The organism is Xanthomonas sp. A1809 (assembly GCF_017746015.1).
Lineage (GTDB): Bacteria > Pseudomonadota > Gammaproteobacteria > Xanthomonadales > Xanthomonadaceae > Xanthomonas > Xanthomonas euvesicatoria.
Map to the genome: position 1 here is coordinate 219,890 of NZ_JAGHWZ010000010.1, position 25,328 is coordinate 245,217.

A 25,328-nucleotide genomic window follows, 5' to 3' on the forward strand; every position below is an offset into this window, starting at 1 on the left:
GCGTGAGCGTCGGTGGCGGTCAGCAATCGTCGGCGCGGAACGCGTCGCGGATCCAGTGCAATACCGGCGGTTCGCCGCTGGCATCGACCACATCGAAGCGGCACGGCAGCTCGGCCAGGGTCGGGTGGGCGCCAAGAAACAACTGCGCGGCCAGCACCAGCTTGCGACGTTTGCGCCAGTCCACCGATGCCGCACCGCCGCCGAAGCGGTCGTCGCGCCGGTAACGCACTTCCACGAACACCAGCGCTGGCCCGTCGCGCATCACCAGATCCAGTTCGCCGCCACGGTAGTTGGCATTGCCAACCACCAGCCGCAGCCCGGCCTGCTCCAGCAACGCGCGTGCGGCCGCCTCGACCGCCGCACCACGCTGCTGACGCGCTGCCGGCATGGCTCAGCGGCCGTCGGCGATCGGCGTCGGGCGGCCGCCGCTGAAGGTGGACCAGGCCGGCGTGCGCAACACATTGCCGAAGCCATCCAGATGCAGGGTGCCGGTGGCGCCGCGCAGGCCGCCATCGGTGCCGGTGGCGAGTTTTTCCAGGTACGCAGTGATCTTCCAGGCGTCGTAGCCGAACGCGAACAGGCGGGCGGCCGGGCCGCGTGCGCTGGGCAGGGTGCTGGCCACCTGGCTGACCGCCGGCAGGCCGGACACGCCCAGGGCGGTCCAGGTTTCGCTCGGGTAGACGATGCCATCCAGCGCCAGATCATCTTCGACCTTGCCGGTGCCGGCCACCAGTTGCGAGGTACCCACGCGCGATTTGCCGGCGAACCCGGCCAACGCCAGCTGCGGCGCCAGCGCACGCGCAGTATTGCCGCGCACTGCCAGAAACACTGCATCGGCAGTGCCGTAATTGCGCAACTGCGCACCGATATCGCCCGGCGCATCGGCCACGCTGATGCTGCCGGCCACCGTGCCGCCGCGTTCGCTGAAACGGTCGCGGAAGGCCTTGATGGTGCGCTTGCCGTTGTCGTCGCTGGTGCCGACGATCAGCACGTTGCGGCGTTCGCGCGAGAGCAGGTATTCGGCGGCCATGATGCCGTCGTCTTCCGGCGCCAGCGAGAAGCCTGCGCTGCCGGTGGGCGGGGCCTTGTTGTCGGTGGGGCGGTTGAGCGCCAGCACCGGCACCGCCAACTGGCCGCGCGCAAACAGCGCGCTGACCTCGTCGCGCCCCAACGGGCCGACCACGTAATCCACCCCGGCGTTGACTGCCTTGTCGTAGGCGGCATTGGCGCCGGCCGGGGTGCCGGCGGTGTCGAAGAACTGCACTTCCGGGCGGCGGCGGGTTTCGGCGTAGTAGCCGGCCAGCAGGCCATCGCGTACCGGCGCGGCGGCGGTGGCCAGGTTGCCGGTGATCGGCAGCAGCACGCCCAGCTTGACCGGTGGGCGGTAGCCATCGCGCTCGGCCGGCGGGCGCTTGCTGGTGTCGAAGCCCCACTGCGCATCGCGCTCGAAGGCGCGCGGCAACGCCAGGCCACGGCTGATCAACGCGCGCCCGGCAAAGTTGTACAACGGGTCGCCGGCCGGCAGTGCAGCGGTGCGGCCCTTGAGGGTGGCGTCGTCGAGCGCGGCAAGCAGGCGCACGATCGCGCGCTGGTTGTCGCTGCGCACGGTGCCGGTCAGGCTGGCATCGGCACGCGCGCGGTCGGCTGCGGCGCCGAACAGGTCGCCGGTGGCTTCCAGCGCCGCAGCGCGTGCCACCAGCCAGCGCGTCTGCAGCGGCTGGGTCAGCCCCTGCGGGCTGTCGCCCAGGGCCTGCAACGCCTGCGCGCCCTGCTTGTCGAGCACCGCCAGCTCGCCGGTGAGCAGCCCGAAGCGGGCCCGCTCCTCGCCGCTCAGGTGGCGTGGGTTGACCTGCGCCAGCAGCGTGCGGGCGCGCGCATCGTCACCGGCGTCGTGCCAGCCGAACGCCGCTGCCGCCAGCAACCGGCTGCGCTGCGCGCCGCTGGCACTGGCGGCTTCGGCTTCCAACTGCTGCGCGGCGTCGCGCGGTTTGCCCTGATCCAGCAGTGCCAGCGCTGCGCTCTGCGTCGGCGAGGCGGTCGGCGTGACGCTGCTGGTGGCGCAACCTGCGGCCAGCATCACCATCAGCGAAAGGGCAGAGATCCTTGCAACACGCTTGTTCATTTCAGATCCATTGGACAGGGGCCGCCGGGGCGGACCGTTAAAAACGCTACGATTCTACCCTTTGCCCCCGGAAAACCGCTGATGACGTCCCCTGGAACCCTGCACGTGGTCGCCACGCCGATCGGCAACCTGGCCGACCTGTCGCCGCGCGCGCAGGAGGTGTTGCGTGGCGTGGCCGCGATCTGCGCCGAAGACACGCGCCATACCCGCCAGTTGCTCGGCCATTTCGGCATCGACCGCCCGCTGCTGGCGCTGCACGACCACAACGAAGACGCCATGTCCGAACGCATCGTGGCGCGCCTGCGCGAAGGCGAGTCGCTGGCCATCGTCAGCGACGCCGGCACCCCGTTGGTGAGCGACCCCGGTTTCAAGCTGGTGCGCGCCGCCCGTGCGGCCGGCATCAAGGTCAGCCCGGTCCCGGGCGCCTGTGCGGCGATCGCCGCGCTCAGCGTGGCCGGCCTGCCCAGCGACCGTTTCGGCTTCGAGGGATTTCTGCCGGCCAAGAGCGCCGCCCGCCGCGAGCGCCTGGCGCGGCTGGCCGGCGAGACCCGCACCCTGGTGTTCTACGAGTCTTCGCACCGCATCGTCGAGTCGCTAGCCGACCTGCGCCTGGCCTTCGGCGATGACCGCCCGGCGGTGATCGCCCGCGAACTGACCAAACTGTTCGAAACCGTGCTCGACGGCAGCCTGGCGCAGCTGCAGGCCCAGGTCGAAGCCGACGACAACCAGCGCAAGGGCGAGTTCGTGGTGATGGTGCAGGGCGCCGCCGACGCTGCCGACGGCCAGCTCGCCGAAGGCCGCCGCGTCTACGCCAAGCTCGCCGAGCACCTGCCCCCGTCCACCGCCGCCAAGCTCGCCGCCGAGCTGACTGGCGCGCCGCGGAAGGCGTTGTATGGCGGCTAATGCGGTCATTGCAGGAGCGTGCCTGGACGCGACGGTGGTGGGTCGGTACCCCCTTTCGCGCACGGGTGCGCTCCTACAAGGCAATGGCCAGCGTGAAATCGCCGCGCCGTTTTGCACTGCAGCGATAGCGTAGAATGCGCCCCGGCGGAGTCGGCCAGACAGTCGCGTCACTCGCAAGAGTGCCGAGGAAAGTCCGGGCTCCATAGGGCAAGGTGCCAGGTAACGCCTGGGCGGCGCAAGCCGACGGACAGTGCAACAGAAAGATACCGCCTACGTTCCCTTCGGGGAGCCGGTAAGGGTGAAATGGTGCGGTAAGAGCGCACCGCGAGTCCGGTAACGGACCGGCACGGCAAACCCCACCTGGAGCAAGACCAAATAGGGATCCATTGGCGTGGCCCGCGCTGGATCCGGGTAGGTTGCTTGAGCGCTGCGGTGACGTAGCGCCTAGACGAATGACTGTCCACGACAGAACCCGGCTTATCGGCCGGCTCCGCCGCCTTCGTTCGGGCGTTCGCCCTTCTCGAAGGCGCCCACGCTTTGTACCGCCGCAGGCGATACAAAACGCGGGTCCCGCTCCGGGCATTCCACATCCCCGCGGCTGTCGCCGCGCCCCCTTGACTCAAGGGGGCTTGCAGGTAGGCAGTTGGTCGAGGCGTAGGTCGTTGGTCGAGGCTCTCGCGACGCGTCGCCGCCTTCATTCGGGCGTTCGCCCTTCTCGAAGGCGCCCACGCTTGGTACCGCTGCAGGCGGTACAAGACGCGGGTCTCGCTCCGGGCCTGCCACATCCCCGCGGCTGTCGCCGCGCCCCTTGATTCCAAGAGGGCTTGCACTCGGTAAGTTGTCCGGTGCTTTCGGCTGTCTGCGATCAATGCGATTGCTGCTTCGATCTTTACTGCTTGGTTTGGGCTTTGCCCTCGCGGCGAACGCTGTGTGCGTTGCTGCGGCCTTGCTTGACGCGTTTTTCTGTTTTGCGCTTAACCGAACGAGCGGGTGAATAGCTCGTCCAGGGCGTCGATGATGATCTGGCCTTGGTCCTTCAATGTGCCGGCAGGTTTGTTGAGCACGGCCAGCGGCACCGAGGTCATTTCCAGAGGCTGCAGGATGACGCTGTGGCCGGCTACGGTGAGTTCCGGGGTGAAACGGGATGGGGTCGGGGAGTGGCCGGACTTGATGACCAGGGGCACGACGACGCGGCGAGGAGAGGCGTCGAAGATCTTCGACTGGACCACCACCACGTACGGGATGTTCTTGTTCTGGCCGACATTGGCATAGACATCGAACTGGTCGGTCATAGCGTGGAGAACTCGTCGGCGAAGGAGCCGTGCGCTTCAGTGAAGACCTTCCATTCGCTCGCGGCGCGTTGCAGCTCAAGCGCTCTGGCGCTGTGGTTGTCGCGTTCCTTGGTGACGTACTCGGCCAGCAACTCTTCCACCTTTGCCGAAAGGTTGCCAGTCATCGCGCGGGCTTGCGCCGCCAGGTCGGCATTGATGGTCAGATTCAGCGGCTTCTTCTGCGCTGAAACGTCGTAATAGCGATTCATGCATTGGCTCCTGGTTATGCGCACGCTATGCGCATGACTGTGGCTTGTCAACGCGAGCCAGGGATCTCCAGGCGTGTCTCGCCCTGGAAACTCCCATTCGGCCCGAAGCGTCGTTCGTGGATGAAGCCGTGGCCGTGATGGTCTGCCGCAACGATGGTGCTGGCGCGGGTGCCGTAGCTGGGGCCGCTGATGAAGGCGGCCGAGAGCAGGCGTTCGGTGGGCAGGTCCACGCCGGTCTGCGGTAGCGCAGCGTCGGGGGCGATGGCCGGGTTGCCCAGGGCGGCCCACAGCGGCTGCAGGTCTTCCTCGCCGCTGGCGCACCAGCGGTGCAGCACCCTGGTCAGCGCGGCGGTCTTGGGCCACGGCGCATCCAGCGGTCCGTTGGACATGCCATGGATGCCCGCAGCCAGTCGCCGTGCCAGCGGTGGGTGGTTGCTCAGGTGCTCGCAACGGTCGGCGTCGCACAGCAACAGGTTGAAAGGTGGGAACTCGTGGGCGGCACCGGCCAGTGCGTTGCCGTAGGCAGTAGCGCTCAGGCTGCCGGACAGATAGTCGGCGATCAGATGCCCGCGCGAGCGCCCCGAGGCCGTGGCGAGCGGGTCACGCACGTTGGTGACCACCGCAGCGCGCCCGTCCCGACCCAGGCCAACCCAACTGCCACCGGAGCGTAGGTCGCGGCCGGCCAGCATGTTGTCGGCCGGCGCCGCCCAGCGCGCCAGTGCCGCAGTGGGACGTTCATGGAATTCGTCGCGGTTGCCCACCAGCAGCAAACGCCAGCGCGGGTGGGCTTTCCAGGCGAGAGCGACCAAGCACATGCCGCCGATTGTCATCTTGTTTGCGCAGTTGGGATACGTAGCTGGCGCAATGTGAAGTGAGACGGCAGTCGGGTTTACATGGCCTTCACCGCCCTGAATTTCCGTTCAATCTCAAAATATGAGACGAAACAGCAACTTGTGGATAACCTTTGAACAAGTCTCTAAAGAGTGCCGCAACTCATTGATGCAACTGGCGATTTGTGGTCTTGAAAACTGTTGACAACCTTTGACGCACTGCTAAGGTGGGCAACGGAGGGAAAACCAGGTGTTTTGTGGTTTTTCGTGGTTCAATGATCCCCCAGCGGGTATTCGAGGTTGCATTCGGTGTTTCAGGGCGAGACTGCCATCACGGTGGACGACAAGGGGCGTATGGCGGTGCCAACCGCATACCGCGACCTCGTTGCGCGTGTCAGCGGCAATCGCCTGGTCCTCACCTACAACCCCTTCGAAGCCGGATGCCTGTGGCTATATGCGGAAAAGGAGTGGGAGCGGGTGCGCGACGACGTGATGTCCAAGCCCAATACCCAGCGCGTGGTCCGCACGCTGCAACAGAAGCTGGTGGGTTCATCCGCCGTGCTGGAGCTGGACGCCAACGGCCGTCTGAGCATCCCGGCCAGCCACCGCAATGCGGTGGGCATCGAGAAAAAAGCCGTGCTGCTGGGCATGGGCGACAAGTTCGAACTCTGGAGCGAGCAGGCACATCGCGCACTGATCCAGCAGACATTGTCTGACGGGGATCTGGGCGATGAATTGCTCGATCTCAGGTTGTGAGCCGGGGTGCCCGGATGCGCGGTGAAGCGCAGCCCGGTCACCCGGTGTCGCAGCCGCCGGCGGCGCATGTGCCGGTGCTGTACACGCAGGTTCTGGATGGCCTGCAAGTGACCGAAAACGGAACGTATCTGGATGGCACGTTCGGGCGTGGCGGGCACGCACGCGGCGTGCTGGAACACCTTGGCCCGGGAGGTCGACTGCTGGTGATGGACAAGGACCCCGAAGCGATCGCAGTGGCCGAACACAGCTTCGGTGGCGATGCGCGCGTGTCCATCCATCGCGGCAGTTTTGCCGGACTCGGCCAGGTGGTGGCCGCGGCCACCGTCGACGGCATCCTGCTGGACCTGGGCGTGTCTTCGCCGCAGCTGGACGTGGCCGGGCGCGGTTTCAGTTTCGGCAAGGACGGCCCGCTGGACATGCGCATGGACCCGGACAACGGCCAGAGCGCGGCGCAGTGGCTGGCGCAGGCCAGCGAGCGCGAGATCGCCGATGTGCTGTGGACCTATGGTGAAGAACGCCAGAGCCGCCGCATCGCGCGCGCCATCGTGGCGCGGCGTGCCGAACAGCCGCTGCTGCGCACTGCACAACTGGCCGACCTGATCGCGTCGGTGATGCCGCGCGGCGACAGCAAGACCCACCCGGCCACACGCAGCTTCCAGGCCATCCGCATCCACATCAACCGCGAGCTGGCCGATCTGGAAGCCGGGCTGGACGCCGCCCTGGACGCGCTCAAGCCGGGCGGCCGACTGGCGGTGATCAGCTTCCATTCGCTGGAAGATCGCATCGTCAAACAATTCATGGCCCGCTATGCCAAGGCTCCGCCGAGCAACCGCCGCTTGCCCGAAGCCCAGCCGTTCGTTCCCACGCTGCAGCTGGTGAGCGGCGCGATCAAGGCCGACGACGCCGAATTGAACGTCAATCCGCGTGCCCGCAGCGCGGTGTTGCGGGTAGCTGAAAAGCTGGGAGTCGGGATTCGGAATTCGGGATTGGAAGAGCGCTCCAAGCGAATCCCAAATCCCCAATCCCCAATCCCGGCGTCTCAAGGAGACGCCGCATGAGCCGCTTGCTGCTCGTCGTGCTGCTTGCCTGCAGCATCGCCTCGGCGATCGGTGTGGTGTACATGCGCCACATGCATCGCAAGCTGTTCGTGCAGTTGTCCAAGCTCGAACACACGCGCGACGAATTGAATATCGAATTCGGCCGGCTGCAGCTGGAGCAGGCCACCTGGGCGGAAAGCAACCGGGTCGACCAGGTCGCACGTGCGCGCATCGGGATGAAGTTCCCCGAGACCAACGACATCGTGGTGGTGCGCCCATGAGCTTGCGGCAGGACAACCGCGTTGCACGACGCAGCCGCCCGCAGGGTGGCGCTTATGTGGGTGCGGCCATGACAAAACGGCAGGACAGCCGTTTTGCACAGCGCAGCTGCCCGCAGGGTGGCGCTTATGCAGGTGCCGCCATGACAAAACGGCAGGACAGCCGTTTTGCACAGCGCAGCTGCCCGCAGGGTTGCGCTTATGCAGGTGCCGCCATGACAAAACGGCAGGACAGCCGTTTTGCACAGCGCAGCTGCCCGCAGGGTGGCGCTTATGCAGGTGCCGCCATGACAAAACGGCAGGACAGCCGTTTTGCACAGCGCAGCTGCCCGCAGGGTGGCGCACACGGAGGTGCGCCATGAAAACCGGCCGCAACCGCCCCCGTAGCAATTTCAACCTCCGTGGTCGCCTGACCCTGGTCGGTATCGCGCTTGGCCTGTGCTCGGTGACGCTGATCGGCCGCGCGGCCTACGTGCAACTGGTCAATCGCGATTTTTACCAGCGTCAGGGCGAAGCGCGTTACCTGCGCGAACTGCCCATCGCCACCTCGCGCGGCATGATCACCGACCGCAACGGCGAGCCGCTGGCGGTGTCCACGCCGGTGGAATCGATCTGGGTCAATCCGCAGGAACTGCTGCGCAACCCGGACCGCATTCCCGAGCTGGCAAAAGCGCTCGGGCAGCCGCTGGACGAGTTGAACGCCAAGCTGGCACAGAAGGCCGGCAAGGAATTCATGTACCTGCAGCGCCGGATCAATCCGGACAAGGCGCATGCGATTGTCGACCTGAAGATTCCTGGCGTGTTCTCGCAGCGCGAGTTCCGCCGCTTCTATCCGCAAGGCGAGGCGATGGCCCATGTGCTGGGCTTCACCAACATCGACGACCGCGGCCAGGAAGGCCTGGAGCTGGCATTCGACGAATGGCTGCGCGGCAAGCCCGGTTCCAAGAAAGTGGTGCGCGATGCGCGCGGCGCCATCGTGGAAAGCGTGGACCTGGTGCGTCCGGCGCAACCGGGCAAGGATCTGACGCTGAGCATCGACCGCCGCATCCAGTTCCTGGCCTACAAGGAGCTGCGCAACGCCCTGGTCGAAAACAACGCGGCCGGCGGTTCGATGGTGGTGATGGACGTGGCCACCGGCGAAGTGCTGGCGATGGTCAACCTGCCGACCTACAACCCCAATTCGGTCACCGGCATCAATCCGTCGGCGCGCCGCAACCGTGCGGTCACCGATCTGGTCGAGCCGGGTTCGACGATGAAGCCGCTGACCGTGGCCACCGCGCTGACGGCCGGCGTGGTGACCAAGGACACCGTCATCGATACCAACCCCGGCTACATGTCGGTGGGGCGTTTCACCATTCGCGATGTGCCGCGCAACAACGGTGTGCTCAACGTCACCGGCGTGATCACCCGCAGTTCGAACATCGGCGCGGCCAAGATCGCGGCCAAGGTGCCCGACCAGACCTTCTACCAGTCGATCCGCAACTTCGGTTACGGCAGCGCGCCGCATAGCGGGTTCCCCGGCGAATCGGCCGGCGTGGTGCTGCAGCCGGCGCGCTGGAGCGGCCCGTCCAAGACCACGATGTCCTACGGTTACGGCCTGTCGGTGACGCCGCTGCAGATTGCCCAGGCGTACGCCACGCTGGGCAACGGCGGCAAGCTCACTCCGCCGACCTTCGTGCGTGGCCAGCACAACGAAACCCGTCAGGTGATCACGCCGGAAGTGGCGCGCCAGGTCATCGACATGATGGAGACCGTGGTGACCCAGGGCGGCGCCAAGGGCGCGGCGATTCTGGGCTACCACGTGGCCGGCAAGACCGGCACGGCGCGCAAGAATGGCGCCAACGGCTACGAGCGCGGGCATTACAACGCCCTGTTCGCCGGCCTGGTGCCGGCCACGCGCCCGCGCTTTGCCACCGTCATCGTGATCAACGATCCGCAAGGCAAGGTGTATTACGGTGGTCTGGTATCGGCGCCGGTCTTCCATCGCGTGATGGAAGGCGCGCTGCGCTTGATGGACGTGCCGCCGGACGATATCCAGTCGTGGCTGGCCGCACAGGCGGCCGGCAAGACCGGCCAGCCGGTGGTCAAGCCGCAATCGGCCGATCCGGATCCGGCCCTGGTGCCGGACCCGGTGGATGAAGTCTCTGCCGGCATTCCGACCGCACTGGCGCCTGCGCCGGCTGCCGCGCCAGCACAGCCCGCGCCGTTGCAGGAGAGCCGCCAGTGAGCCGCTCCATGGCGCTTTCGCAGTTGCTGCCGGATGTGGCATTGACGCACGACGTGCAGGTGTCCGGGTTGGTGATGGATAGCCGCGCCGTGCGCCCGGGCGATGCATTCGTGGCGATCGCCGGTTTCGGTGCGCATGGTCTGGGCTTTGTCGAACAGGCGCGCGCCAATGGCGCGGCGGCGGTGTTGTTCGAGCCGCCGGCTCCCGACGGTCTGCCGGTCCCGGCCGATGCGATTGCCGTGCCCGGTTTGCGCACGCGCCTTGGCGTGATGGCCGATCAATTTCATGGCCGGCCATCGCAGGCGATGCGCATGGTCGGCGTCACCGGTACCAACGGCAAGACCTCCACCGTGCAGCTGCTGGCGCAGGCCTTGACGCTGCTTGGTACGCCCACCGGCACGCTCGGCACGCTGGGCGTCGGTCTGTATGGCGCGGCCGTGCCGACCGGTTTCACCACCCCGCTGGTGCTGCCCACGCACGCCCTGTTGGCGCAGTTGCGCGATGAGGGTGCGCAGGCCGTGGCAATGGAAGTCAGCTCGCACGCGCTCGATCAGGGCCGCGTGGATGCGGTGCATTTCGACGTGGCAGTGTTCACCAATCTCACCCGCGACCATCTCGATTACCACGGCGACATGGCGCAATACGGCGCGGCGAAGGCCAAGCTGTTCACCCGCGCAGGGTTGAAAGCGGCCGTGGTGAACCTGGACGATGGCTTCGGCCGCACGCTGTTCGCTGCGCTTGATCCCGCGCTGCGCGCGATCGGTGTGAGCTCGCGCGCGCATGCCGACGCCCGCGTGAGCGCGCAGGCACTGCAGCTGGACCACAACGGCATCAACTTTGCGTTGAATGTCCAGGGCCAAGTGCATCCGGTGCATTCGCCGCTGCTGGGCCGTTTCAACGTGGACAACCTGCTGGCCGTGGCCGGCGCGTTGTGGGCGATGGAGTTTGCGCCTGCGCAGATCGCCAGTGTGCTCGGCCAGTTGCAGCCCATCCATGGCCGCATGAACCGCCTCGGCGGCGCACATGGCGCACCGTTGGTGGTGGTCGATTACGCACACACGCCCGATGCGCTGGAACAGGCATTGAGCAGCCTGCGTTCGCATGCGCAGGACCGCCTGATCTGCGTATTCGGCTGCGGTGGCGAACGCGACACCGGCAAGCGCCCGCAGATGGCGGCGATTGCCGAGCTCAAGGCCGACGTGGCGATCGTGACCGACGACAACCCGCGTGGCGAAGACGGCGATGCGATCGTGGCCGATATCCTGCGCGGCTTCGCGCGACCGGATGCCGCCATCGTGCAGCGCGACCGCGCCGCTGCGATCCATCAGGCCATCGGCATGGCCAGCCCATCGGACATCGTGTTGATCGCCGGCAAGGGCCACGAGCCGTATCAAGAAATTGCCGGTGTGCGGCACGCCTTCGACGACGCCCTCGTGGCGGCGCAGGCGCTGCTGCCGCGCACCGTGCTGGGAGTGCGCCCATGAAGCTCACGCCACTGTCGTTGATCGCACATTGGGCGGGCGGCGAGCTGCACGGCGACGACACCATGATCGATGCGGTCGGTAACGACACCCGCACGCTTGCCGACGGCAGCCTGTATGTGGCGCTGCGCGGCGAACGCTTCGATGGGCACGATTTCGCCACCGAGGCGGTCGCGCGCGGTGCCAGCGGTGTGCTGGTCGATCGCCTGCTGCCGGCGCTGAGCGTGCCGCAGGTGGTGGTGGACAACACCGAGCTGGCGTTGGCGCGCATCGCCGCCGGCATGCAGCGCGACCGCGCCACGCGTGTGCTTGCGCTGACTGGCTCCAACGGCAAGACCAGCGTCAAGGCGCTGCTGCTGTCGATCCTGCAGGAAGCCGGGCGCGTGGATGGCACCACCGTGTACGCCACGCCGGGCAACCGCAACAACGAGATCGGTTTGCCGCTGGCGGTGATCGCCGCGCCCGACGATGCGGACTTTGCGATCTACGAAATGGGCGCCGGCAAGCCGGGTGATATTGCCTATCTCACCGAGATTGCGCAGCCGCATGTGGCGTTGGTCAACAACATCGCGCCCGCCCATCTGGAACGTCTGGGCAGCTTGCTTGGCGTCGCACGGACCAAGGGCGCCATCTACGCCGCGCTGCCCGCCGATGGCGTGGCGGTGATCAATGCCGACGACGCGTTCGGCATGTGGTTCGAACAGCAGTTGCAGAGCCAGCCGGTGCAGGGACGTCGCGTGTTGCGCTATGGCTTGCAGGCCAGTGCCGAGATCACTGCGCGTCAACTGCGTCTGCACACCGGCGGCGCGCAGTTCACCCTGGTCACGCCGCAGGGCGAGGCGCCGATTGCGCTGCCGCTGCCAGGCCGCCACAACGTGCTCAACGCACTGGCGGCAACCGGGCTTGCACTCGGTGCCGGCATCGCCTTGCCGGTGATCGCCGACGGTCTGGCGCAGGCGCGCGCGGTAGCCGGCCGGCAGATCGCGCAGACCTTGCCCAATGGCGCGGTCCTGATCGACGACAGCTACAACGCCAACCCGGGCTCGCTGGATGCGGCCATCGATGCCTTGGCCGCCGCACCGGGCGAAGGCTGGCTGGTGCTGGGCGACATGCGCGAACTCGGCGCCGAAGGCGTGGCACTGCATGCCGCCGCGGGGCGTCGCGCACGCGCGGCCAAGCTGCAGCGGCTGTATGCGCTGGGCGAACTGAGCGCCGCTGCCGCGCACGCGTTCGGCGAGGGCGGGCGTGTGTTCGCCACGCACGCCGAGTTGATCGACGCCTTGCAGGCGGATCTGGTCGATGCCACCAGCCAGCAACAGCAAGTGCCGCAGCACGGATCAGGAAATACGCAGGAACATGCAGTGATTCACCAACAGCAATCGCCATCCACCAACGCGCTTCCGGGCGTCGCCTCCATCACGATCCTGATCAAGGGCTCGCGCGGTAGCGCGATGGACCGCGTCGTCACCGCGCTGCTCGCATCGGCGGAGGACGCATCCCATGCTGCTTGAGTTGGCCCGTTGGCTGCAGCAACTGGAGAGCCTGTTCGGGCTGTTCAACTATCTGACCTTCCGCGGCATCCTGGCTGCGCTGACCGCGCTGTTCCTGTCGTTGTGGATGGGCCCGGCGGTGATCCGCAAGCTCGCCCAGTTCAAGGGCGGCCAGCCGATCCGCCAGGACGGCCCGCAAACGCATTTTTCCAAGGCCGGCACGCCGACCATGGGCGGTTCGCTGATCCTGCTCACCGTCACCTTGTCGGTGCTGCTGTGGGGCGACCTGCGCAACCGCTACGTGTGGTTGGTGCTGGCAGTGATGATCTGCTTCGGTGCGATCGGCTGGTACGACGACTGGATCAAGATCGTCAAACGCGATCCCAATGGCCTGAAGTCGCGCTGGAAGTATCTGCTGCAGTCGATCTTCGGTCTGGCCGCTGGCTTGTTCCTGTACTACACCGCCGACGTACCGGCGGCGATCACCTTCTACATCCCGATGTTCAAGTCGATCGCGCTGCCGCTGGCCGGCGTGAGCTTCGTGGTGATCGCCTACTTCTGGATCGTGGGCTTCTCCAATGCAGTGAACCTCACCGACGGCCTGGATGGTCTGGCCATCATGCCGACCGTGCTGGTGGCCTGCGCGCTGGGCGTGTTCGCGTATGCCTCGGGCAACGTGGTGTTTGCCGAATACCTGAAAATCCCGCTGATTCCCGGTGCTGGCGAGCTGATCATCATCTGCTCGGCGATCGCCGGGGCAGGGCTGGGCTTTCTGTGGTTCAACACCTACCCGGCGATGGTGTTCATGGGCGACATCGGCGCGCTGTCGCTGGGCGCGGTGCTCGGCACCATCGCGGTGATCGTGCGTCAGGAGATGGTGCTGGTGATCATGGGCGGCGTGTTCGTGATCGAAACGCTGTCGGTGATGATCCAGGTGGCCAGCTTCAAGCTGACCGGCAAGCGCGTGTTCCGCATGGCGCCGATCCACCACCATTTCGAGCTCAAGGGTTGGCCGGAGCCGCGCGTGATCGTGCGCTTCTGGATCATTTCGGTGGTGCTGGTGCTGATCGGCCTTGCCACGTTGAAGGTGCGCTGATGAACGACATGTCCCGCCAGGCCACACGACTGGACGCCATCGGCGGCCGCTACGACCCGTGGCTGCTCGGGGCGGCAGTCACGCTCGCCTCGCTGGGCGTGGTGATGGTGGCGTCCAGCTCGATCGAACTGGAAGCCAGCCCGTTCTATTACCTGACCCGCCACCTGCTGTTCCTGGGTGGTGGCATCGCGCTGGCATTCTGGGCGATGCGCACCGAGCTCAAGACCATCGAACAGCACAACCAGATGCTGTTGCTGGCCTGCTTTGTGCTGCTCGTGGTGGTGTTCGTGCCTGGTCTGGGCAGCACCGTCAATGGCGCCAAGCGCTGGATCAACCTGGGCGTGTCGCGATTCCAGGTGGTCGAATCGGTGAAGGTGTTCTACATCATCTGGCTTGCGAGCTATCTGGTGCGGTTCCGCGACGAGGTCAACGCGACCTGGCAGGCGATGCTCAAACCGGTATTTGTGGTCGGCTTCTTGGTCGGCCTGTTGCTGCTGCAGCCGGACTTCGGCTCCTCGATGCTGCTGCTGAGCGTGACCGCCTGCATGCTCGTGCTGGGTGGTGCGCCGATCGGGCGCATCATCCTGCCGATCCTGCTGCTGCTGCCGGCCCTGGTGGCATTGGTGATCTTCGAGCCGTACCGCATGCGACGCGTGACCTCCTTCATGGACCCGTGGGTGGATCAGCTGGGCTCCGGTTACCAGCTGTCCAACGCCCTGATGGCCATCGGCCGCGGCCAGTGGACCGGCGTGGGCCTGGGCGCTTCGGTGCAGAAGCTCAACTACCTACCCGAATCGCATACCGACTTCATCTTCTCGGTGATCGCCGAGGAGCTGGGCTTTGTGGGCGTGTGCGGCGTGATCGGGCTCTACGCGCTGCTGGTCGGTCGCGCCTTCTGGCTGGGCATGCGCTGCGTGGAGATGAAGCGGCATTTCTCCGGCTATATCGCCTTCGGCATCGGCCTGTGGATCGCGATGCAGAGCTTCGTGTCGATCGGCGTCAACCTGGGCATCCTGCCGACCAAGGGGCTGACCCTGCCGCTGATTTCGTCGGGCGGCTCATCGGTGCTGATGACCTGTCTTGCGATGGGTGTGCTGCTGCGGGTGTCCTACGAAGCCGATCGCGCCGAGCGCCTGCGCAGCAAGTTGTCTCCGCAGGGCGCGGCCACCTCGCCAGCTGAGCCGGCCGAGCCGGTGGTCGATTCGGTGCCGCCGGCGTACGCGCCTGCGCACAAGCCGCAGCGCGACACTGGCGCTACGCCCACGCCGGCCGCTCCCCCGGTTGCCGCCGCCTACGTAGCGCCGGCGTCGGCCATCCTGCGCGGCACCAGCCGCATGCAACCGCGTGTGGAACCGACCTTCGGGAGGATTGCGTGAGCGTTTCTGCCCATGCCGCGCAAAAAATGCCCGCACCGTCGTCTGCGATGATGCGGCCGGTCATGATTCTGGCTGGCGGCACCGGCGGGCACATCTTCCCCGGCCTGGCCGTGGCCAAGGTGCTGCGCGCGCGCGGCGTGCCGGTGACCTGGCTGGGCGCCGATGACGCCATGGAAACCCGCCTGGTGCCACAGCACGATATTCCTATCGATACGCTGGCCATCAGCGGCTTGCGCGGCAAGGGCGTGGTGAAGCTGCTCGGTGCGCCGGTGCGGGTGATGCGCGCGGTGCGCGCTGCCGGCTTCGTGCTGCGCAAGCGCCGTCCGCGTGCGGTGATTAGCTTTGGCGGCTTTGCGGCCGGCCCGGGCGGCCTGGCTGCGCGCCTGCTCGGTGCGCCATTGCTGGTGCACGAACAGAATCGCGCCCCCGGCATGACCAACAAGGTGTTGTCGCGTTTCGCGCGCCGCGTGCTGACCGGGTTTCCGGGCAGCTTTGCTGGCGAAGAAGCGGTAGGCAACCCGGTGCGTGCAGAAATCGCTGCATTGCCGGCGCCGGCCGATCGCTTGGTGGGCCGCACCGGCCCGGTACGCGTGCTGGTGCTGGGCGGCAGCCAGGGCGCGCGTGTGTTGAACCAGGCGGTGCCGACAGCGCTGGCTGCACTGGGTCACCCGGAGGTCGAGTTGCGCCATCAGTGCGGCGAGAAGCTGCGCGCCGAAGCCGAAGCGGCCTACCTGCAGGCAGGCGTCAACGCCAGCGTCGAACCCTTCATCGCCGACATGGCCGCGGCCTATGCCTGGGCCGATCTGGTGGTGTGCCGCGCTGGCGCATCCACCCTGGCCGAACTATGCGCCGCCGGTGTCGGCAGCGTGCTGGTGCCGTTCGCCGCCGCCGTGGACGACCATCAAACCCGCAATGCCGAATACCTGGTCGGCGCCGACGCCGCCGTGCTGCTCAAGCAGGACGACAGCCTGGCAGTGCGCTTGCAGCAGGTGTTGCAGACGTTGCTCGCCGACCCGACTCGTCGCCTCTCGATGGCCAACGCCGCACGCACCCTGGCCAAGCCGGACGCCGCCGAGCGCATCGCCGACATCATTCTTCAAGAGGCCGGGAGTGGAGATGGCCAGCCTCCGGCTGTCCAAGAGCGAGCGGGATTGGGGATTCGCAACAAGCAAACGCACAAACAGGGCAGCATGCAGACATCCGTAAATGGCGACCGTTCGGCGCAGTTGATCGCCACCAATCCCCAATCCCGACTCCCCAATCCCGGCGCCTCCGCAGGAGGTGCCCCGTGATCCGCCGTCTGCAAGACAGTGGCGATTTGGTGCGGGCGTTCCCGCGCGTGCATTTCGTCGGCATCGGCGGTACCGGCATGAGCGGCATTGCCGAGGTGATGCTGACGCTGGGCTATGAAGTGTCCGGCTCGGACAACGCCGACAACGCGGCCACGCGCCGGCTGGCCAAGCTGGGTGCGCGCGTGATGCGCGGCCATTCGGCGGCCAACGTGCTGGGCACCGATTGCGTGGTGGTGTCCAGCGCCATCCGCGAAGACAACCCCGAGTTGATGGAAGCGCGCAGCCAGCGCATTCCGATCATGCCGCGCGCGGCGATGCTGGCCGAGCTGATGCGTTTCCGTCGCGGCATTGCGGTGGCCGGCACGCATGGCAAGACCACCACCACCAGCCTGGCGGCTGCAGTGTTGAGCGAAGGCGGGTTAGACCCGACGTTCGTCATCGGTGGCCAGCTGCTGGCTGCCGGTGCCAACGCAAAGCTCGGTGGCGGCCAATGGCTGGTCGCCGAGGCCGACGAGAGCGATGGCAGCTTCCTGCGCCTGAATCCGTTGATGGCGGTGATCACCAACATCGATGCGGATCACCTGGAAAACTACGGCAACGATTTTGCCCGCGTACAGGCCGCATTCGCCGAATTCCTGCAGCGCCTGCCGTTCTACGGCCTGGCGTTGCTGTGCATCGACGACCCGGAAGTGGCTGCACTGGCCGGCAAGACGCCGCGCCACGTAATGAGCTACGGCATGAGCGAAAACGCCGACGTGCGCGCCGAAGATGTCGTGCAGGACGGGCCACGGATGCGCTTTACGCTGCGCCTGCCCGAAGGCACCACCACGCCGGTGACGCTCGCACTGCCAGGTCGTCACAACGTGCTCAATGCGCTGGCGGCTGCCGCAATCGGCTGGCAGCTCGGCGTGGCGCCGGACACCATTGCGCGCGCGCTGGAAAATTTTGCCGGCATCGGCCGTCGGTTCAACGATCTGGGCGAAGTCACCACCAGCAGCGGCGCACGTGTGCGCGTGGTCGACGATTACGGCCATCACCCGCGCGAACTCGAAGCGGTGTTCGCCGCCGCGCGTGGCGGCTGGCCGGACAAGCGTCTGGTCGTCGCCTTCCAGCCGCACCGCTATAGCCGCACCCGCGACCAGTTCGACGCCTTTGCCGCGGTACTCAGCACGGTCGACGCATTGGTGCTGAGCGAGGTCTACCCGGCCGGCGAAGCGCCGATCCCGGGCGCCGATTCGCGTGCATTGGCACGCGCCATCCGTGCGCGCGGCCGCAGCGAGCCGGTGGTCGTCGGCCAGATCGCCGGGCTTGCCGAAGTGTTGCCGGACGTCCTGCAGGACGGCGACCTGCTGTTGATGATGGGCGCCGGCGATATCGGTTACGTGGCCCAGCACATCATCAGCAACGGGTTTGTCGGAGAGCAGGCATGAGCGCGTTGGTCGGCAACGTTCGCACCAGCGATCCGGCAGCCTTTGGACGCGTCGCCGTACTGCTCGGCGGCACCTCGTCCGAGCGCGAGGTGTCGTTGAATTCCGGCAGCAACGTGCTGGAAGCGCTGCGCGCGCGCGGCGTCGATGCGCAGCCGGTGGATGGCATTCCGGCGTTGGCCAAGGCATTGGTCGCGCAGCAGTTCGATCGCGTGTTCAACGTGCTGCACGGACATAACGGCGGCGGCGAAGACGGCATCGTGCAAGGCCTGATGGAAGCCTTCGGCGTGCCCTATACCGGCTCGGACGTGCTGGGCTCGGCGCTGAGCATGGACAAGATCCGTACCAAACAGGTGTGGCTGTCGCTGGGCCTGTCGACGCCGCGCTACGCGCGGTTGGCTGCTGGCGCCAGCGCAGAGGCAATCCATGCCGCTGCACAGCAGATCGGGTTGCCGGTCATCGTCAAGCCGGCAAACGAAGGATCCAGCGTCGGCGTCAGCCGCGTGTTCGACCAGGCGCAGCTCGAAGAAGCAGTGACTCTGGCGGCGCGCTACGACGGTGCGCTGTTGATGGAGCAATTGATCGAAGGCGACGAACTCACCGTGGCCGTGCTCGGCGACACCGCGTTGCCGTCCATCCGCATCGTGCCCAAGGGCCAGTGGTACGACTACAACGCCAAGTACATCGCCGAGGACACCCAGTACCTGTGCCCTGGCCTGGAAGGCGAGGCCGAAACGCAGATTCGCCAACTCGCGCTGGACGCCTTCCGCGCTGCCGGCTGCCGTGGCTGGGGTCGCGTGGACGTGATGCGCGATGGCAGCAGCGGCCAGCTGTATCTGCTCGAAGTGAACACCGCTCCCGGCATGACCAGCCATTCGCTGGTGCCCAAGGCCGCCCGCCAGCTCGACATCGATTTCGAAGAACTGGTCTGGCGCGTGCTGGAGCAGACGCTGTGAAGCCGGGAATCGTGAATCGGGAATCGGGAATGGGTAACAGCGGATGCGCTGTTGCCTTTGCGATTCCCTATTCCCGATTCCCAATTCCCGCGCGCGGAGCGCGCGCATGAACGCCACCCTGCGCATCCTGGCCTGGTTGCTCGCGCTGGCGTTGGTCGCGCTGCCGGTGGTGGCCGTGCTCAATGGCTGGGTCGGTGCCGAGCGCTGGCCATTGGCGAAGTTGCGCGTGTCCGGCGACTTCAAGCGGGTGCCGGCCGAAGAGTTGCGTGCGGTGGTGTTGCCGTATGCGCGTGCCGGCTTTTTCGCGGTGAAACTGCAGCAGGCACAGGACGCCATTGCGCGGTTGCCGTGGGTGGAAAGTGCGCAGGTGCGCAAGCGCTGGCCGGATGTGCTGGAAGTGCACGTGACCGAGCACAAGCCGTTCGCGCGCTGGGGTACCGACCGCATGCTGTCCGAGCAGGGCCGGCTGTTTCGCACCCCGCCGCTGTTGAAGGATTTCAAGTTGCCGCAGCTCGGTGGGCCGGACAGCAAGACCCAGGACGTGGTGGCGCTGTACAACGAATCGCGCGCCCTGTTCGCACCGACCGGGCTGGATGTGGAGCGTCTTGAAATGGACGCGCGCGGCAGCTGGTCGCTGGGGCTGAGCAATGGCGTGCAGATCGTGGTCGGCCGCGACGATGCACGCGCACGGCTGCAGCGCTTCGCCCGCGTGCTGCCGCAGCTGTCCGATCCACAGCGCCCGATCGCCCGCGCCGACCTGCGCTACACCAACGGATTTACCGTCGAACGGCAGCGATTGGAGAGTGGGGATTCGGGATTGGAAAAAGCGCAGCCCCGGCATCGCGCAGCACCTTCCGCACCTCCCGTCGCCCAGGCATTTCCGCGTTTTCCCAATCCCGTATCCCGAATCTCGAATCCCGGCTTTAAGACATGAATCGCAAAGGCGACAAATCCCTCATCGTTGGACTGGACATCGGCACCTCCAAGGTCGTTGCGCTGGTCGGCGAATACTCGCCCGGCAATCCGATCGAAGTGATCGGCATCGGTTCGCATGAATCGCGCGGTCTCAAGCGCGGCGTGGTGGTGGACATTGAATCCACCGTGCAGTCGATCCAGCGTGCGGTGGAAGAGGCCGAGCTGATGGCCGGCTGCGAGATCCGCTCGGTGTATGCCTCGATTTCCGGCAACCACGTGCAGTGCAAGAACTCGCCCGGCATCGTGCCGATCCGCGATGGCGAAGTGACCTGGAGCGATCTGGAGCGCGTGCTCGATGCCGCCAAGGCGGTGGCCATTCCGGCCGACCAGCGCATCCTGCATGCGATTCCGCGCGAGTACGTGCTGGACGATTCGCAGGAAGGCATCCGCAACCCGGTCGGCATGACCGGCGTGCGCCTGGAGGTGCATGCGCACCTGGTGGTGTGCGCGCAGTCGGCAGCCGCCAACATCACCAAGTGCGTACAGAAGTGCGGCCTGCAGGTCGACGATCTGGTGCTGTCCTCGCTCGCGTCGTCGGTCGCAGTGCTGACGGCCGACGAACGCGAGCTTGGCGTGGTGCTGGTGGACATCGGCGCCGGTACCACCGATCTGGCGGTGTACGTGCAAGGCGCGATCTGCCACACCGCTTCGTTGCCGATCGCCGGTGACCATGTCACCAACGACATTGCGCACATGCTGCGCACGCCGACGCCGGAAGCCGAGCAGATCAAGGTGCGTTACGCCTGCGCGCTGGCACAGCTGGCCACCGCCGAAGAAAGCATCCAGGTGCCGTCGGTGGGCGACCGCCCGCCGCGCCGCATGCCGCGCCACGCACTCGCGCAGGCGGTGCAGGGCCGTTACGAGGAAATCTTCGAGATGGTGCAGGCCGAACTGCGTCGTTCGGGCTTCGAAGAAATGGTGCGCGCCGGCATGGTGCTTACCGGCGGTGCCTCGAAGATGGAAGGCGTGGTGGAACTGGCCGAAGAAATGTTGCAGATGCCGGTGCGCGTGGGCATTCCGCAGCACGTTACCGGCCTGGGCGAAGTCGTCGGCAACCCGGTACACGCCTCCGGCGTAGGCCTGCTGCTGATGGGCAGCCAGATCGAACACCCGCGCCGACCATCGATTCCGACCGGGCGCGCAGGCAGCTTGTTCAAGAAATTGAAGAATTGGTATCGCGGGGAATTCTGACGAATTCGGAATCGGGAATTGGGATTCGGGAATCGGTTGAAGCGAAGGCAAAGCGGTTGCGGCAGGTTTGAGTGGAGAGCGGTGAGAGCGGGCAGGCATAGTTTTTTGTGGTTCCGCCGAGGAAGCAGTGGTTGGCGTGGAGGTGATTCGCAGTTGCGATTCCCCATTCCCAATTTCCCATTCCCGGCATTTCAAACAACAACATTCGCCGACATGCGGGTGTTGGGCTGGCGAACGGAGCAATCCGATTCCCCATTCCCGACTCCCCATTCACGGCATCCAAAGAGGACACTGACATGGCACATTTCGAACTGATTGAAAAAATGGCTCCCAACGCGGTCATCAAGGTGGTTGGCGTCGGCGGCGGCGGTGGCAATGCCGTTGCGCACATGGTCAACACCAACGTCGACGGCGTGGAATTCATCACCGCCAATACCGACTCGCAGGCCATCAAGAACTGCGGCGCCAAGCTGCAGCTGCAGCTCGGCACCAACGTCACCAAGGGCCTGGGCGCAGGCGCGAATCCGGAAGTCGGCCGTCAGGCCGCGCTGGAAGATCGCGAGCGCATCATGGACGCGCTGCAGGGTGCGGACATGGTCTTCATCACCGCCGGCATGGGCGGCGGCACCGGTACCGGTGCGGCACCGGTGGTTGCGCAGCTGGCCAAGGAAATGGGCATCCTGACCGTGGCCGTGGTCACCAAGCCGTTCCCGTTCGAAGGCCGTCGCCGCATGCAGGTGGCGCTGAAGGGCATCGAGGAACTGAGCCAGCATTGCGATTCGCTGATCACCATTCCCAATGAAAAGCTGATCACCGTGCTGGGCCGCAACGCCACCATGATCCAGGCGTTCCGCGCTGCCAACGACGTGCTGCAGGGCGCCGTGCAGGGTATCGCCGACCTGATCGTGCGCCCGGGCCTGATCAACGTCGACTTCGCCGACGTGCGCACCGTGATGTCGGAAATGGGCCTGGCCATGATGGGCACCGGTTCGGCACGCGGCGACGATCGCGCGCAGGCCGCTGCCGAAGCCGCCATCCAGAACCCGCTGCTGGACGACGTGAACCTGGCCGGTGCCAACGGCATCCTGGTCAACATCACCGCCGGCCCGGACTTCACCATGTCCGAGTTCGACGAGATCGGCCGCACCATCGAAGCCTTCGCGTCGGAAGATGCCACCGTGGTCGTCGGTACCGTGCTCGACCCGGACATGCAGGACGAAGTGCGCGTGACCGTGGTGGCCACCGGCCTGAACCGCGCGGTTGCACGCCAGGCCCAGCGTCCGGACCAGCGCGCGCCGATCAAGCTGGTGCGCAACGCCACCACCGGCCAGCCGGAATTCGGCGACTTCGACACCACCAGCGGCGATGCGGTGTCCAAGGCCGTCGGTGGCAGCATGGGGCTGGGCCTGCGCCGTCCGAGCAGCGACTCGGTCGGCAGCGGCAGCCACAACGGCGGCGGCTCCTCGACGCCGGCGGCGGACCTGCCCAACGATTACCTGGATATCCCGGCGTTCCTGCGCCGCCAGGCCGACTGAGGATCGTCGGCTGCGTCGCTACGGTGACGTAGCCCGTCCCGCCCGGGGCCCGCTTCGGGTAGCACTGCCATGTCATGTCATTCCTGCCGGATCGGTGCCGATCCGGCAGCTTTTGTTATCGCGTGACTGACTGATTACGGTTGCCGTCACGCGCGACTTGTTAAAATTCGGATAATCTCAGCGGATTAGACAGTCGGTTCAGCGTCTGTCTGCATTGTTCATCCAGACTTCGCATATGACCCAGCAACGCACTCTCAAGAACACCATTCGCGCCACCGGCGTCGGCCTGCACAGCGGCGACAAGGTGTACATGACGTTACGGCCGGCTCCGGTCGACCATGGCGTGGTGTTCCGACGGGTGGACCTGGAACCGGTCGTCGAAGTCCCCGCAGATGCCGAACTGGTCACCGAGACCACGCTGTGCACCGGGCTGACCTGTAACGGCGCCAAGATCCAGACCGTCGAACATCTGATGTCCGCATTGGCGGGCCTGGGTGTGGACAACGTCATCGTCGAACTGTCTTCGGCCGAGTTGCCGATCATGGATGGCTCGTCCGGCCCGTTCGTGTTCCTGCTGCAGTCGGCAGGCATCGTCGAACAGAGCAAGCCCAAGCGCTTCATCCGGATCAAGCAGACGGTAGAAGTGCGCGACGGCGACAAGGTGGCGCGTTTTGAGCCCTACGAGGGCTACAAGCTCGGCTTCACCATCGAATTCAATCACCCGATGATTCCGGCCAAGCAGTCGCGCCAGGAAATCGAGTTCTCCACCTCGGCGTACGTCAAGGAAATTTCGCGCGCGCGCACCTTCGGTTTCATGCGCGACCTGGAGTACATGCGCGAGCGCAATCTGGGCCTGGGCGGTTCGATGGACAACGCCATCGTGCTGGACGAGTTCCGCGTGCTCAACGAAGACGGCCTGCGCTACACCAACGAATTCGTGCGGCACAAGATCCTGGACGCCATCGGCGACCTGTATCTGGCTGGCGGCGCCATCCTCGGCGCCTACGAAGGCTTCAAGTCCGGCCACGCCCTCAACAACAAACTGGTGCGTGCGCTCCTGGCCGACCAGGCCGCCTGGGAATGGGTCAGCTTCCCGGAAGGCACCGAACAACCACCAGTCACCTACGCCAGCCCGGTCTACGCCTGATGTCAGGGAATGCCCTGGTTGGCGTTCAAAGTGTGAACGCGCTCGAATTTCCGACCCGTTCTTAACATTTATTTAAGACTTCTCTAACTCCTGCGGGCCACATGCCCGCTAGGATGCGTCGGGTCGTGTGCGGTCTTCGCAACGCTTTCACGCACTGGCGGCCGCTCCGGATGGGCGGCACGGCTTCACCGTTTGGTCGGTAGCACGTCCTGCAGAGAAGCCAACGCGTCGCGCAAGCCTTTGTGCGTCGCCTCGGAAACAGGTTTGGGACGGTCGCGGTTCTGCTGCGTTGGGGAATGCAGCGGCACGGTTGCGGTCTTGACGGTCACCGCGGTGGCCTTCAGTCCGACGGATCGGGCGGCATCCAGGATTTGGGTTTCGGCAAGCCGCACCTTGGCATGCCAGACCGGCGAATCCACCAGAAAAACGAGCTGTTCGCCTCGGACATTGGCCAACCGGCAACGGGTCGCCAGATGAGGTGGTAACAGGGGGCGCAACTGCCGGTCCAGCGCATCGAGCCACAAGGCTCGGCGCAAGGGGTCGCCAGCCTTTTCCCCCAGCGCGGCCTCGATGGCCGGTTGTGGAGTGGAAGGGTTGCGTGCGTTGGACTTGGGCTTGGACATGACACTCATATGGCGTTGAAAAAAGTTGTAATCAAATCGCGGCAGACCCGGGCGCAGCGTGTGGCCCGACAGTTCCAGGACTTTGCAGCGGATCGACCGATGGTGGTGCTTGGCGCGGTATTGGGCCTGGGCATGTTGATCGGCGTCGGTGCCAGCACCGCCACCGGCATGGTGACCAATTCGGCGCTGCAGGCCAAGGTTGCGCAGCAGCAGGCCGAGCTGGCCCAGGCGCAGCGCGCCTCGCAGGCGCAGGTCAATGCACTGGCCGCCCGGCTGGGCGAGCTGCAGGCGCAAGCCACCCGCCTCAACGCGTTGGGCGAGCGCCTGACCGAAATGGGCAAGTTGAAGGACGGCGAGTTCGACTTCGACGAGCCGGTCGGCGTCGGTGGCGGCGATGAGCCGGTCAGCGACATGCCGGTGAAAGACCTCAAGGAGACGCTCGGGCAAGTGGAGCAGCAGTTCTCCGCCTCCGGCCAGCAATTGAACGTGCTGGCCTCGCTGATGTTCGATCATCAGCTGGAGCAGAATTCGGTGCCCTCGCGGATGCCGATCCGCAACACCTACATCACCTCCGGTTTCGGCGGCCGCGCCGATCCGTTCGACGGTGGTTCGGCCTTCCACAAGGGCGTGGACTTCCATGCCAACGTGGGCGACCCGGTGCTGTCGGTGGCCGATGGCGTGGTCAGCTACGCCGGCGTACGCGGCGGTTACGGCAACGTGGTCGAAGTGGATCACGGCAATGGCTATGTGACCCGCTACGCGCACAACTCGCGCCTGGTGGTGAAGGTGGGCGATCTGGTGCGCGCCGGCCAGCAGGTCGCGCGTGCCGGTTCCAGCGGCCGCTCCACCGGTGCGCACGTGCATTTCGAGGTCTGGGCGGATGGGCGCGTGGTCAATCCGCGCAAATTCCTGGGCGAAGCCACGCCGGTGGGACGTCAGGGGCGCGGTTGACGGGGGCGCGGGCCGCGCTTGATTCGTGAAGGCCCGCCCCAAGCTACAATAGGGTGTTGCCATCGACAGGGCGCAGTGCGCCCTGTTTCGTTTAC

The 25,328-nt window shown here is 66.1% G+C and carries 22 protein-coding genes, 1 other RNA gene and 1 pseudogene; 18 read left to right on the plus strand and 6 right to left on the minus strand.

The window, feature by feature from the left end; translation table 11 throughout:
• Positions 1 to 19: 19 nt before the first annotated feature.
• Positions 20 to 388 carry a YraN family protein gene (locus J7396_RS15295; protein WP_209261688.1) on the minus strand — a complete coding sequence of 123 codons (369 nt, stop codon included), beginning with the start codon at positions 386 to 388 and terminating at the stop codon, positions 20 to 22.
• Between the two features lie 3 nt (positions 389 to 391).
• Complete coding sequence (locus tag J7396_RS15300) at positions 392 to 2,083, minus strand: penicillin-binding protein activator (protein WP_014089390.1); 1,692 nt, start codon at positions 2,081 to 2,083, stop codon at positions 392 to 394.
• Positions 2,084 to 2,203: 120 nt separating this feature from the next.
• Here J7396_RS15300 and rsmI point away from each other — a divergent pair, with 120 nt between their 5' ends.
• Both rsmI and rnpB read left to right on the plus strand, forming a co-directional pair.
• Complete coding sequence (gene rsmI, locus J7396_RS15305) at positions 2,204 to 3,025, plus strand: 16S rRNA (cytidine(1402)-2'-O)-methyltransferase (protein WP_029818675.1); 822 nt, start codon at positions 2,204 to 2,206, stop codon at positions 3,023 to 3,025.
• Between the two features lie 146 nt (positions 3,026 to 3,171).
• An RNA gene (rnpB, locus tag J7396_RS15310) (RNase P RNA component class A) lies at positions 3,172 to 3,521 on the plus strand.
• Between the two features lie 478 nt (positions 3,522 to 3,999).
• On the opposite strand, the gene J7396_RS15315 is transcribed toward rnpB, so the two are convergent.
• From J7396_RS15315 to J7396_RS15325, 3 genes are read right to left on the minus strand one after another with little or no spacing between them, the layout of a single operon-like run.
• Positions 4,000 to 4,317 carry a CcdB family protein gene (locus tag J7396_RS15315; RefSeq protein WP_011346416.1) on the minus strand — a complete coding sequence of 106 codons (318 nt, stop codon included), beginning with the start codon at positions 4,315 to 4,317 and terminating at the stop codon, positions 4,000 to 4,002.
• Complete coding sequence (locus J7396_RS15320; RefSeq protein ID WP_008571282.1) at positions 4,314 to 4,565, minus strand: type II toxin-antitoxin system CcdA family antitoxin; 252 nt, start codon at positions 4,563 to 4,565, stop codon at positions 4,314 to 4,316. The genes J7396_RS15315 and J7396_RS15320 overlap by 4 nt, the downstream gene beginning before the upstream one ends.
• 47 nt (positions 4,566 to 4,612) lie before the next feature.
• Positions 4,613 to 5,395, minus strand: a complete 783-nt coding sequence (locus J7396_RS15325; RefSeq protein WP_127167620.1) for an NRDE family protein — start codon at positions 5,393 to 5,395, stop codon at positions 4,613 to 4,615.
• A gap of 300 nt (positions 5,396 to 5,695) precedes the next feature.
• On the opposite strand from J7396_RS15325, the gene mraZ reads away from it, so the two are divergent.
• The 15 genes and pseudogenes from mraZ to lpxC all read left to right on the plus strand — a co-directional run bounded on the left by mraZ (position 5,696) and on the right by lpxC (position 23,659).
• Positions 5,696 to 6,151, plus strand: a complete 456-nt coding sequence (mraZ, locus tag J7396_RS15330; RefSeq protein WP_005910933.1) for a division/cell wall cluster transcriptional repressor MraZ — start codon at positions 5,696 to 5,698, stop codon at positions 6,149 to 6,151.
• Between the two features lie 14 nt (positions 6,152 to 6,165).
• Positions 6,166 to 7,209, plus strand: coding sequence for a 16S rRNA (cytosine(1402)-N(4))-methyltransferase RsmH (gene rsmH / locus J7396_RS15335; protein ID WP_209261727.1), 1,044 nt, complete (start codon positions 6,166 to 6,168; stop codon positions 7,207 to 7,209).
• Positions 7,206 to 7,469 carry a cell division protein FtsL gene (gene ftsL / locus J7396_RS15340; protein WP_005910928.1) on the plus strand — a complete coding sequence of 88 codons (264 nt, stop codon included), beginning with the start codon at positions 7,206 to 7,208 and terminating at the stop codon, positions 7,467 to 7,469. The genes rsmH and ftsL overlap by 4 nt, the downstream gene beginning before the upstream one ends.
• Before the next feature lie 355 nt (positions 7,470 to 7,824).
• Positions 7,825 to 9,693, plus strand: a complete 1,869-nt coding sequence (locus J7396_RS15345; RefSeq protein WP_008571988.1) for a penicillin-binding protein 2 — start codon at positions 7,825 to 7,827, stop codon at positions 9,691 to 9,693.
• An 8-nt stretch (positions 9,694 to 9,701) separates the two neighbouring features.
• Positions 9,702 to 11,177, plus strand: coding sequence for a UDP-N-acetylmuramoyl-L-alanyl-D-glutamate--2,6-diaminopimelate ligase (locus J7396_RS15350; protein WP_209261728.1), 1,476 nt, complete (start codon positions 9,702 to 9,704; stop codon positions 11,175 to 11,177).
• Positions 11,174 to 12,685: a UDP-N-acetylmuramoyl-tripeptide--D-alanyl-D-alanine ligase gene (murF, locus tag J7396_RS15355; RefSeq protein WP_008571986.1), complete on the plus strand. Its 1,512-nt coding sequence runs from the start codon at positions 11,174 to 11,176 to the stop codon at positions 12,683 to 12,685. The genes J7396_RS15350 and murF overlap by 4 nt, the downstream gene beginning before the upstream one ends.
• On the plus strand, positions 12,675 to 13,760 hold the full coding sequence (mraY, locus tag J7396_RS15360) for a phospho-N-acetylmuramoyl-pentapeptide-transferase (RefSeq protein ID WP_003485285.1): 1,086 nt from the start codon (positions 12,675 to 12,677) through the stop codon (positions 13,758 to 13,760). Before murF ends, mraY begins: the two co-directional genes overlap by 11 nt.
• The gene (gene ftsW / locus J7396_RS15365; RefSeq protein WP_122273266.1) at positions 13,760 to 15,136 is read left to right on the plus strand and encodes a putative lipid II flippase FtsW; all 1,377 of its coding nucleotides are present in this window, start codon (positions 13,760 to 13,762) and stop codon (positions 15,134 to 15,136) included. Before mraY ends, ftsW begins: the two co-directional genes overlap by 1 nt.
• Positions 15,133 to 16,428 (plus strand): undecaprenyldiphospho-muramoylpentapeptide beta-N-acetylglucosaminyltransferase, encoded by a 1,296-nt coding sequence (gene murG / locus J7396_RS15370; protein WP_057681855.1) that lies wholly within the window; start codon positions 15,133 to 15,135, stop codon positions 16,426 to 16,428. The genes ftsW and murG overlap by 4 nt, the downstream gene beginning before the upstream one ends.
• A complete protein-coding gene (gene murC / locus J7396_RS15375) occupies positions 16,425 to 17,858 on the plus strand; it encodes a UDP-N-acetylmuramate--L-alanine ligase (protein ID WP_011346425.1) in 1,434 nt (477 codons plus the stop codon). The genes murG and murC overlap by 4 nt, the downstream gene beginning before the upstream one ends.
• The gene (locus J7396_RS15380) at positions 17,855 to 18,811 is read left to right on the plus strand and encodes a D-alanine--D-alanine ligase (protein ID WP_029818682.1); all 957 of its coding nucleotides are present in this window, start codon (positions 17,855 to 17,857) and stop codon (positions 18,809 to 18,811) included. Before murC ends, J7396_RS15380 begins: the two co-directional genes overlap by 4 nt.
• A 106-nt stretch (positions 18,812 to 18,917) precedes the next feature.
• A pseudogene (locus tag J7396_RS15385) lies at positions 18,918 to 19,637 on the plus strand (cell division protein FtsQ/DivIB); the annotation flags it as partial.
• A gap of 104 nt (positions 19,638 to 19,741) precedes the next feature.
• Positions 19,742 to 20,977, plus strand: a complete 1,236-nt coding sequence (ftsA, locus tag J7396_RS15390; RefSeq protein ID WP_003485272.1) for a cell division protein FtsA — start codon at positions 19,742 to 19,744, stop codon at positions 20,975 to 20,977.
• Positions 20,978 to 21,273: 296 nt separating this feature from the next.
• Positions 21,274 to 22,512, plus strand: a complete 1,239-nt coding sequence (gene ftsZ, locus J7396_RS15395) for a cell division protein FtsZ (RefSeq protein WP_008571978.1) — start codon at positions 21,274 to 21,276, stop codon at positions 22,510 to 22,512.
• Positions 22,513 to 22,747: 235 nt separating this feature from the next.
• Complete coding sequence (gene lpxC, locus J7396_RS15400) at positions 22,748 to 23,659, plus strand: UDP-3-O-acyl-N-acetylglucosamine deacetylase (RefSeq protein ID WP_011346426.1); 912 nt, start codon at positions 22,748 to 22,750, stop codon at positions 23,657 to 23,659.
• Positions 23,660 to 23,844: 185 nt separating this feature from the next.
• Here the strand turns inward: lpxC and J7396_RS15405 are convergent, their stop codons facing one another.
• Entirely contained in the window at positions 23,845 to 24,291 is a 447-nt protein-coding gene (locus J7396_RS15405) for a DUF721 domain-containing protein (protein WP_008571812.1), read from the minus strand.
• Between J7396_RS15405 and J7396_RS15410 the strand changes: the two genes are divergently transcribed.
• Positions 24,292 to 25,233, plus strand: coding sequence for a M23 family metallopeptidase (locus J7396_RS15410; protein ID WP_011346427.1), 942 nt, complete (start codon positions 24,292 to 24,294; stop codon positions 25,231 to 25,233).
• Positions 25,234 to 25,328 lie beyond the last annotated feature (95 nt).

What these genes read in the sequence shown, in the direction of transcription:
- J7396_RS15295 (WP_209261688.1), bottom strand. Translation starts at nt 388, where the DNA reads ATGCCGGCAGCGCGTCAGCAGCGTGGTGCGGCGGTCGAGGCGGCCGCA.
- J7396_RS15350 (WP_209261728.1), top strand. Translation starts at nt 9,702, where the DNA reads ATGGCGCTTTCGCAGTTGCTGCCGGATGTGGCATTGACGCACGACGTG.
- lpxC (WP_011346426.1), top strand. Translation starts at nt 22,748, where the DNA reads ATGACCCAGCAACGCACTCTCAAGAACACCATTCGCGCCACCGGCGTC.
- J7396_RS15380 (WP_029818682.1), top strand. Translation starts at nt 17,855, where the DNA reads ATGAGCGCGTTGGTCGGCAACGTTCGCACCAGCGATCCGGCAGCCTTT.
- rsmH (WP_209261727.1), top strand. Translation starts at nt 6,166, where the DNA reads ATGCGCGGTGAAGCGCAGCCCGGTCACCCGGTGTCGCAGCCGCCGGCG.
- murF (WP_008571986.1), top strand. Translation starts at nt 11,174, where the DNA reads ATGAAGCTCACGCCACTGTCGTTGATCGCACATTGGGCGGGCGGCGAG.
- J7396_RS15325 (WP_127167620.1), bottom strand. Translation starts at nt 5,395, where the DNA reads ATGACAATCGGCGGCATGTGCTTGGTCGCTCTCGCCTGGAAAGCCCAC.
- rsmI (WP_029818675.1), top strand. Translation starts at nt 2,204, where the DNA reads ATGACGTCCCCTGGAACCCTGCACGTGGTCGCCACGCCGATCGGCAAC.
- ftsZ (WP_008571978.1), top strand. Translation starts at nt 21,274, where the DNA reads ATGGCACATTTCGAACTGATTGAAAAAATGGCTCCCAACGCGGTCATC.
- J7396_RS15300 (WP_014089390.1), bottom strand. Translation starts at nt 2,083, where the DNA reads ATGGTGATGCTGGCCGCAGGTTGCGCCACCAGCAGCGTCACGCCGACC.
- ftsA (WP_003485272.1), top strand. Translation starts at nt 19,742, where the DNA reads ATGAATCGCAAAGGCGACAAATCCCTCATCGTTGGACTGGACATCGGC.
- ftsW (WP_122273266.1), top strand. Translation starts at nt 13,760, where the DNA reads ATGAACGACATGTCCCGCCAGGCCACACGACTGGACGCCATCGGCGGC.
- ftsL (WP_005910928.1), top strand. Translation starts at nt 7,206, where the DNA reads ATGAGCCGCTTGCTGCTCGTCGTGCTGCTTGCCTGCAGCATCGCCTCG.
- J7396_RS15315 (WP_011346416.1), bottom strand. Translation starts at nt 4,317, where the DNA reads ATGACCGACCAGTTCGATGTCTATGCCAATGTCGGCCAGAACAAGAAC.
- J7396_RS15320 (WP_008571282.1), bottom strand. Translation starts at nt 4,565, where the DNA reads ATGAATCGCTATTACGACGTTTCAGCGCAGAAGAAGCCGCTGAATCTG.
- J7396_RS15410 (WP_011346427.1), top strand. Translation starts at nt 24,292, where the DNA reads ATGGCGTTGAAAAAAGTTGTAATCAAATCGCGGCAGACCCGGGCGCAG.
- J7396_RS15405 (WP_008571812.1), bottom strand. Translation starts at nt 24,291, where the DNA reads ATGAGTGTCATGTCCAAGCCCAAGTCCAACGCACGCAACCCTTCCACT.
- J7396_RS15345 (WP_008571988.1), top strand. Translation starts at nt 7,825, where the DNA reads ATGAAAACCGGCCGCAACCGCCCCCGTAGCAATTTCAACCTCCGTGGT.
- mraY (WP_003485285.1), top strand. Translation starts at nt 12,675, where the DNA reads ATGCTGCTTGAGTTGGCCCGTTGGCTGCAGCAACTGGAGAGCCTGTTC.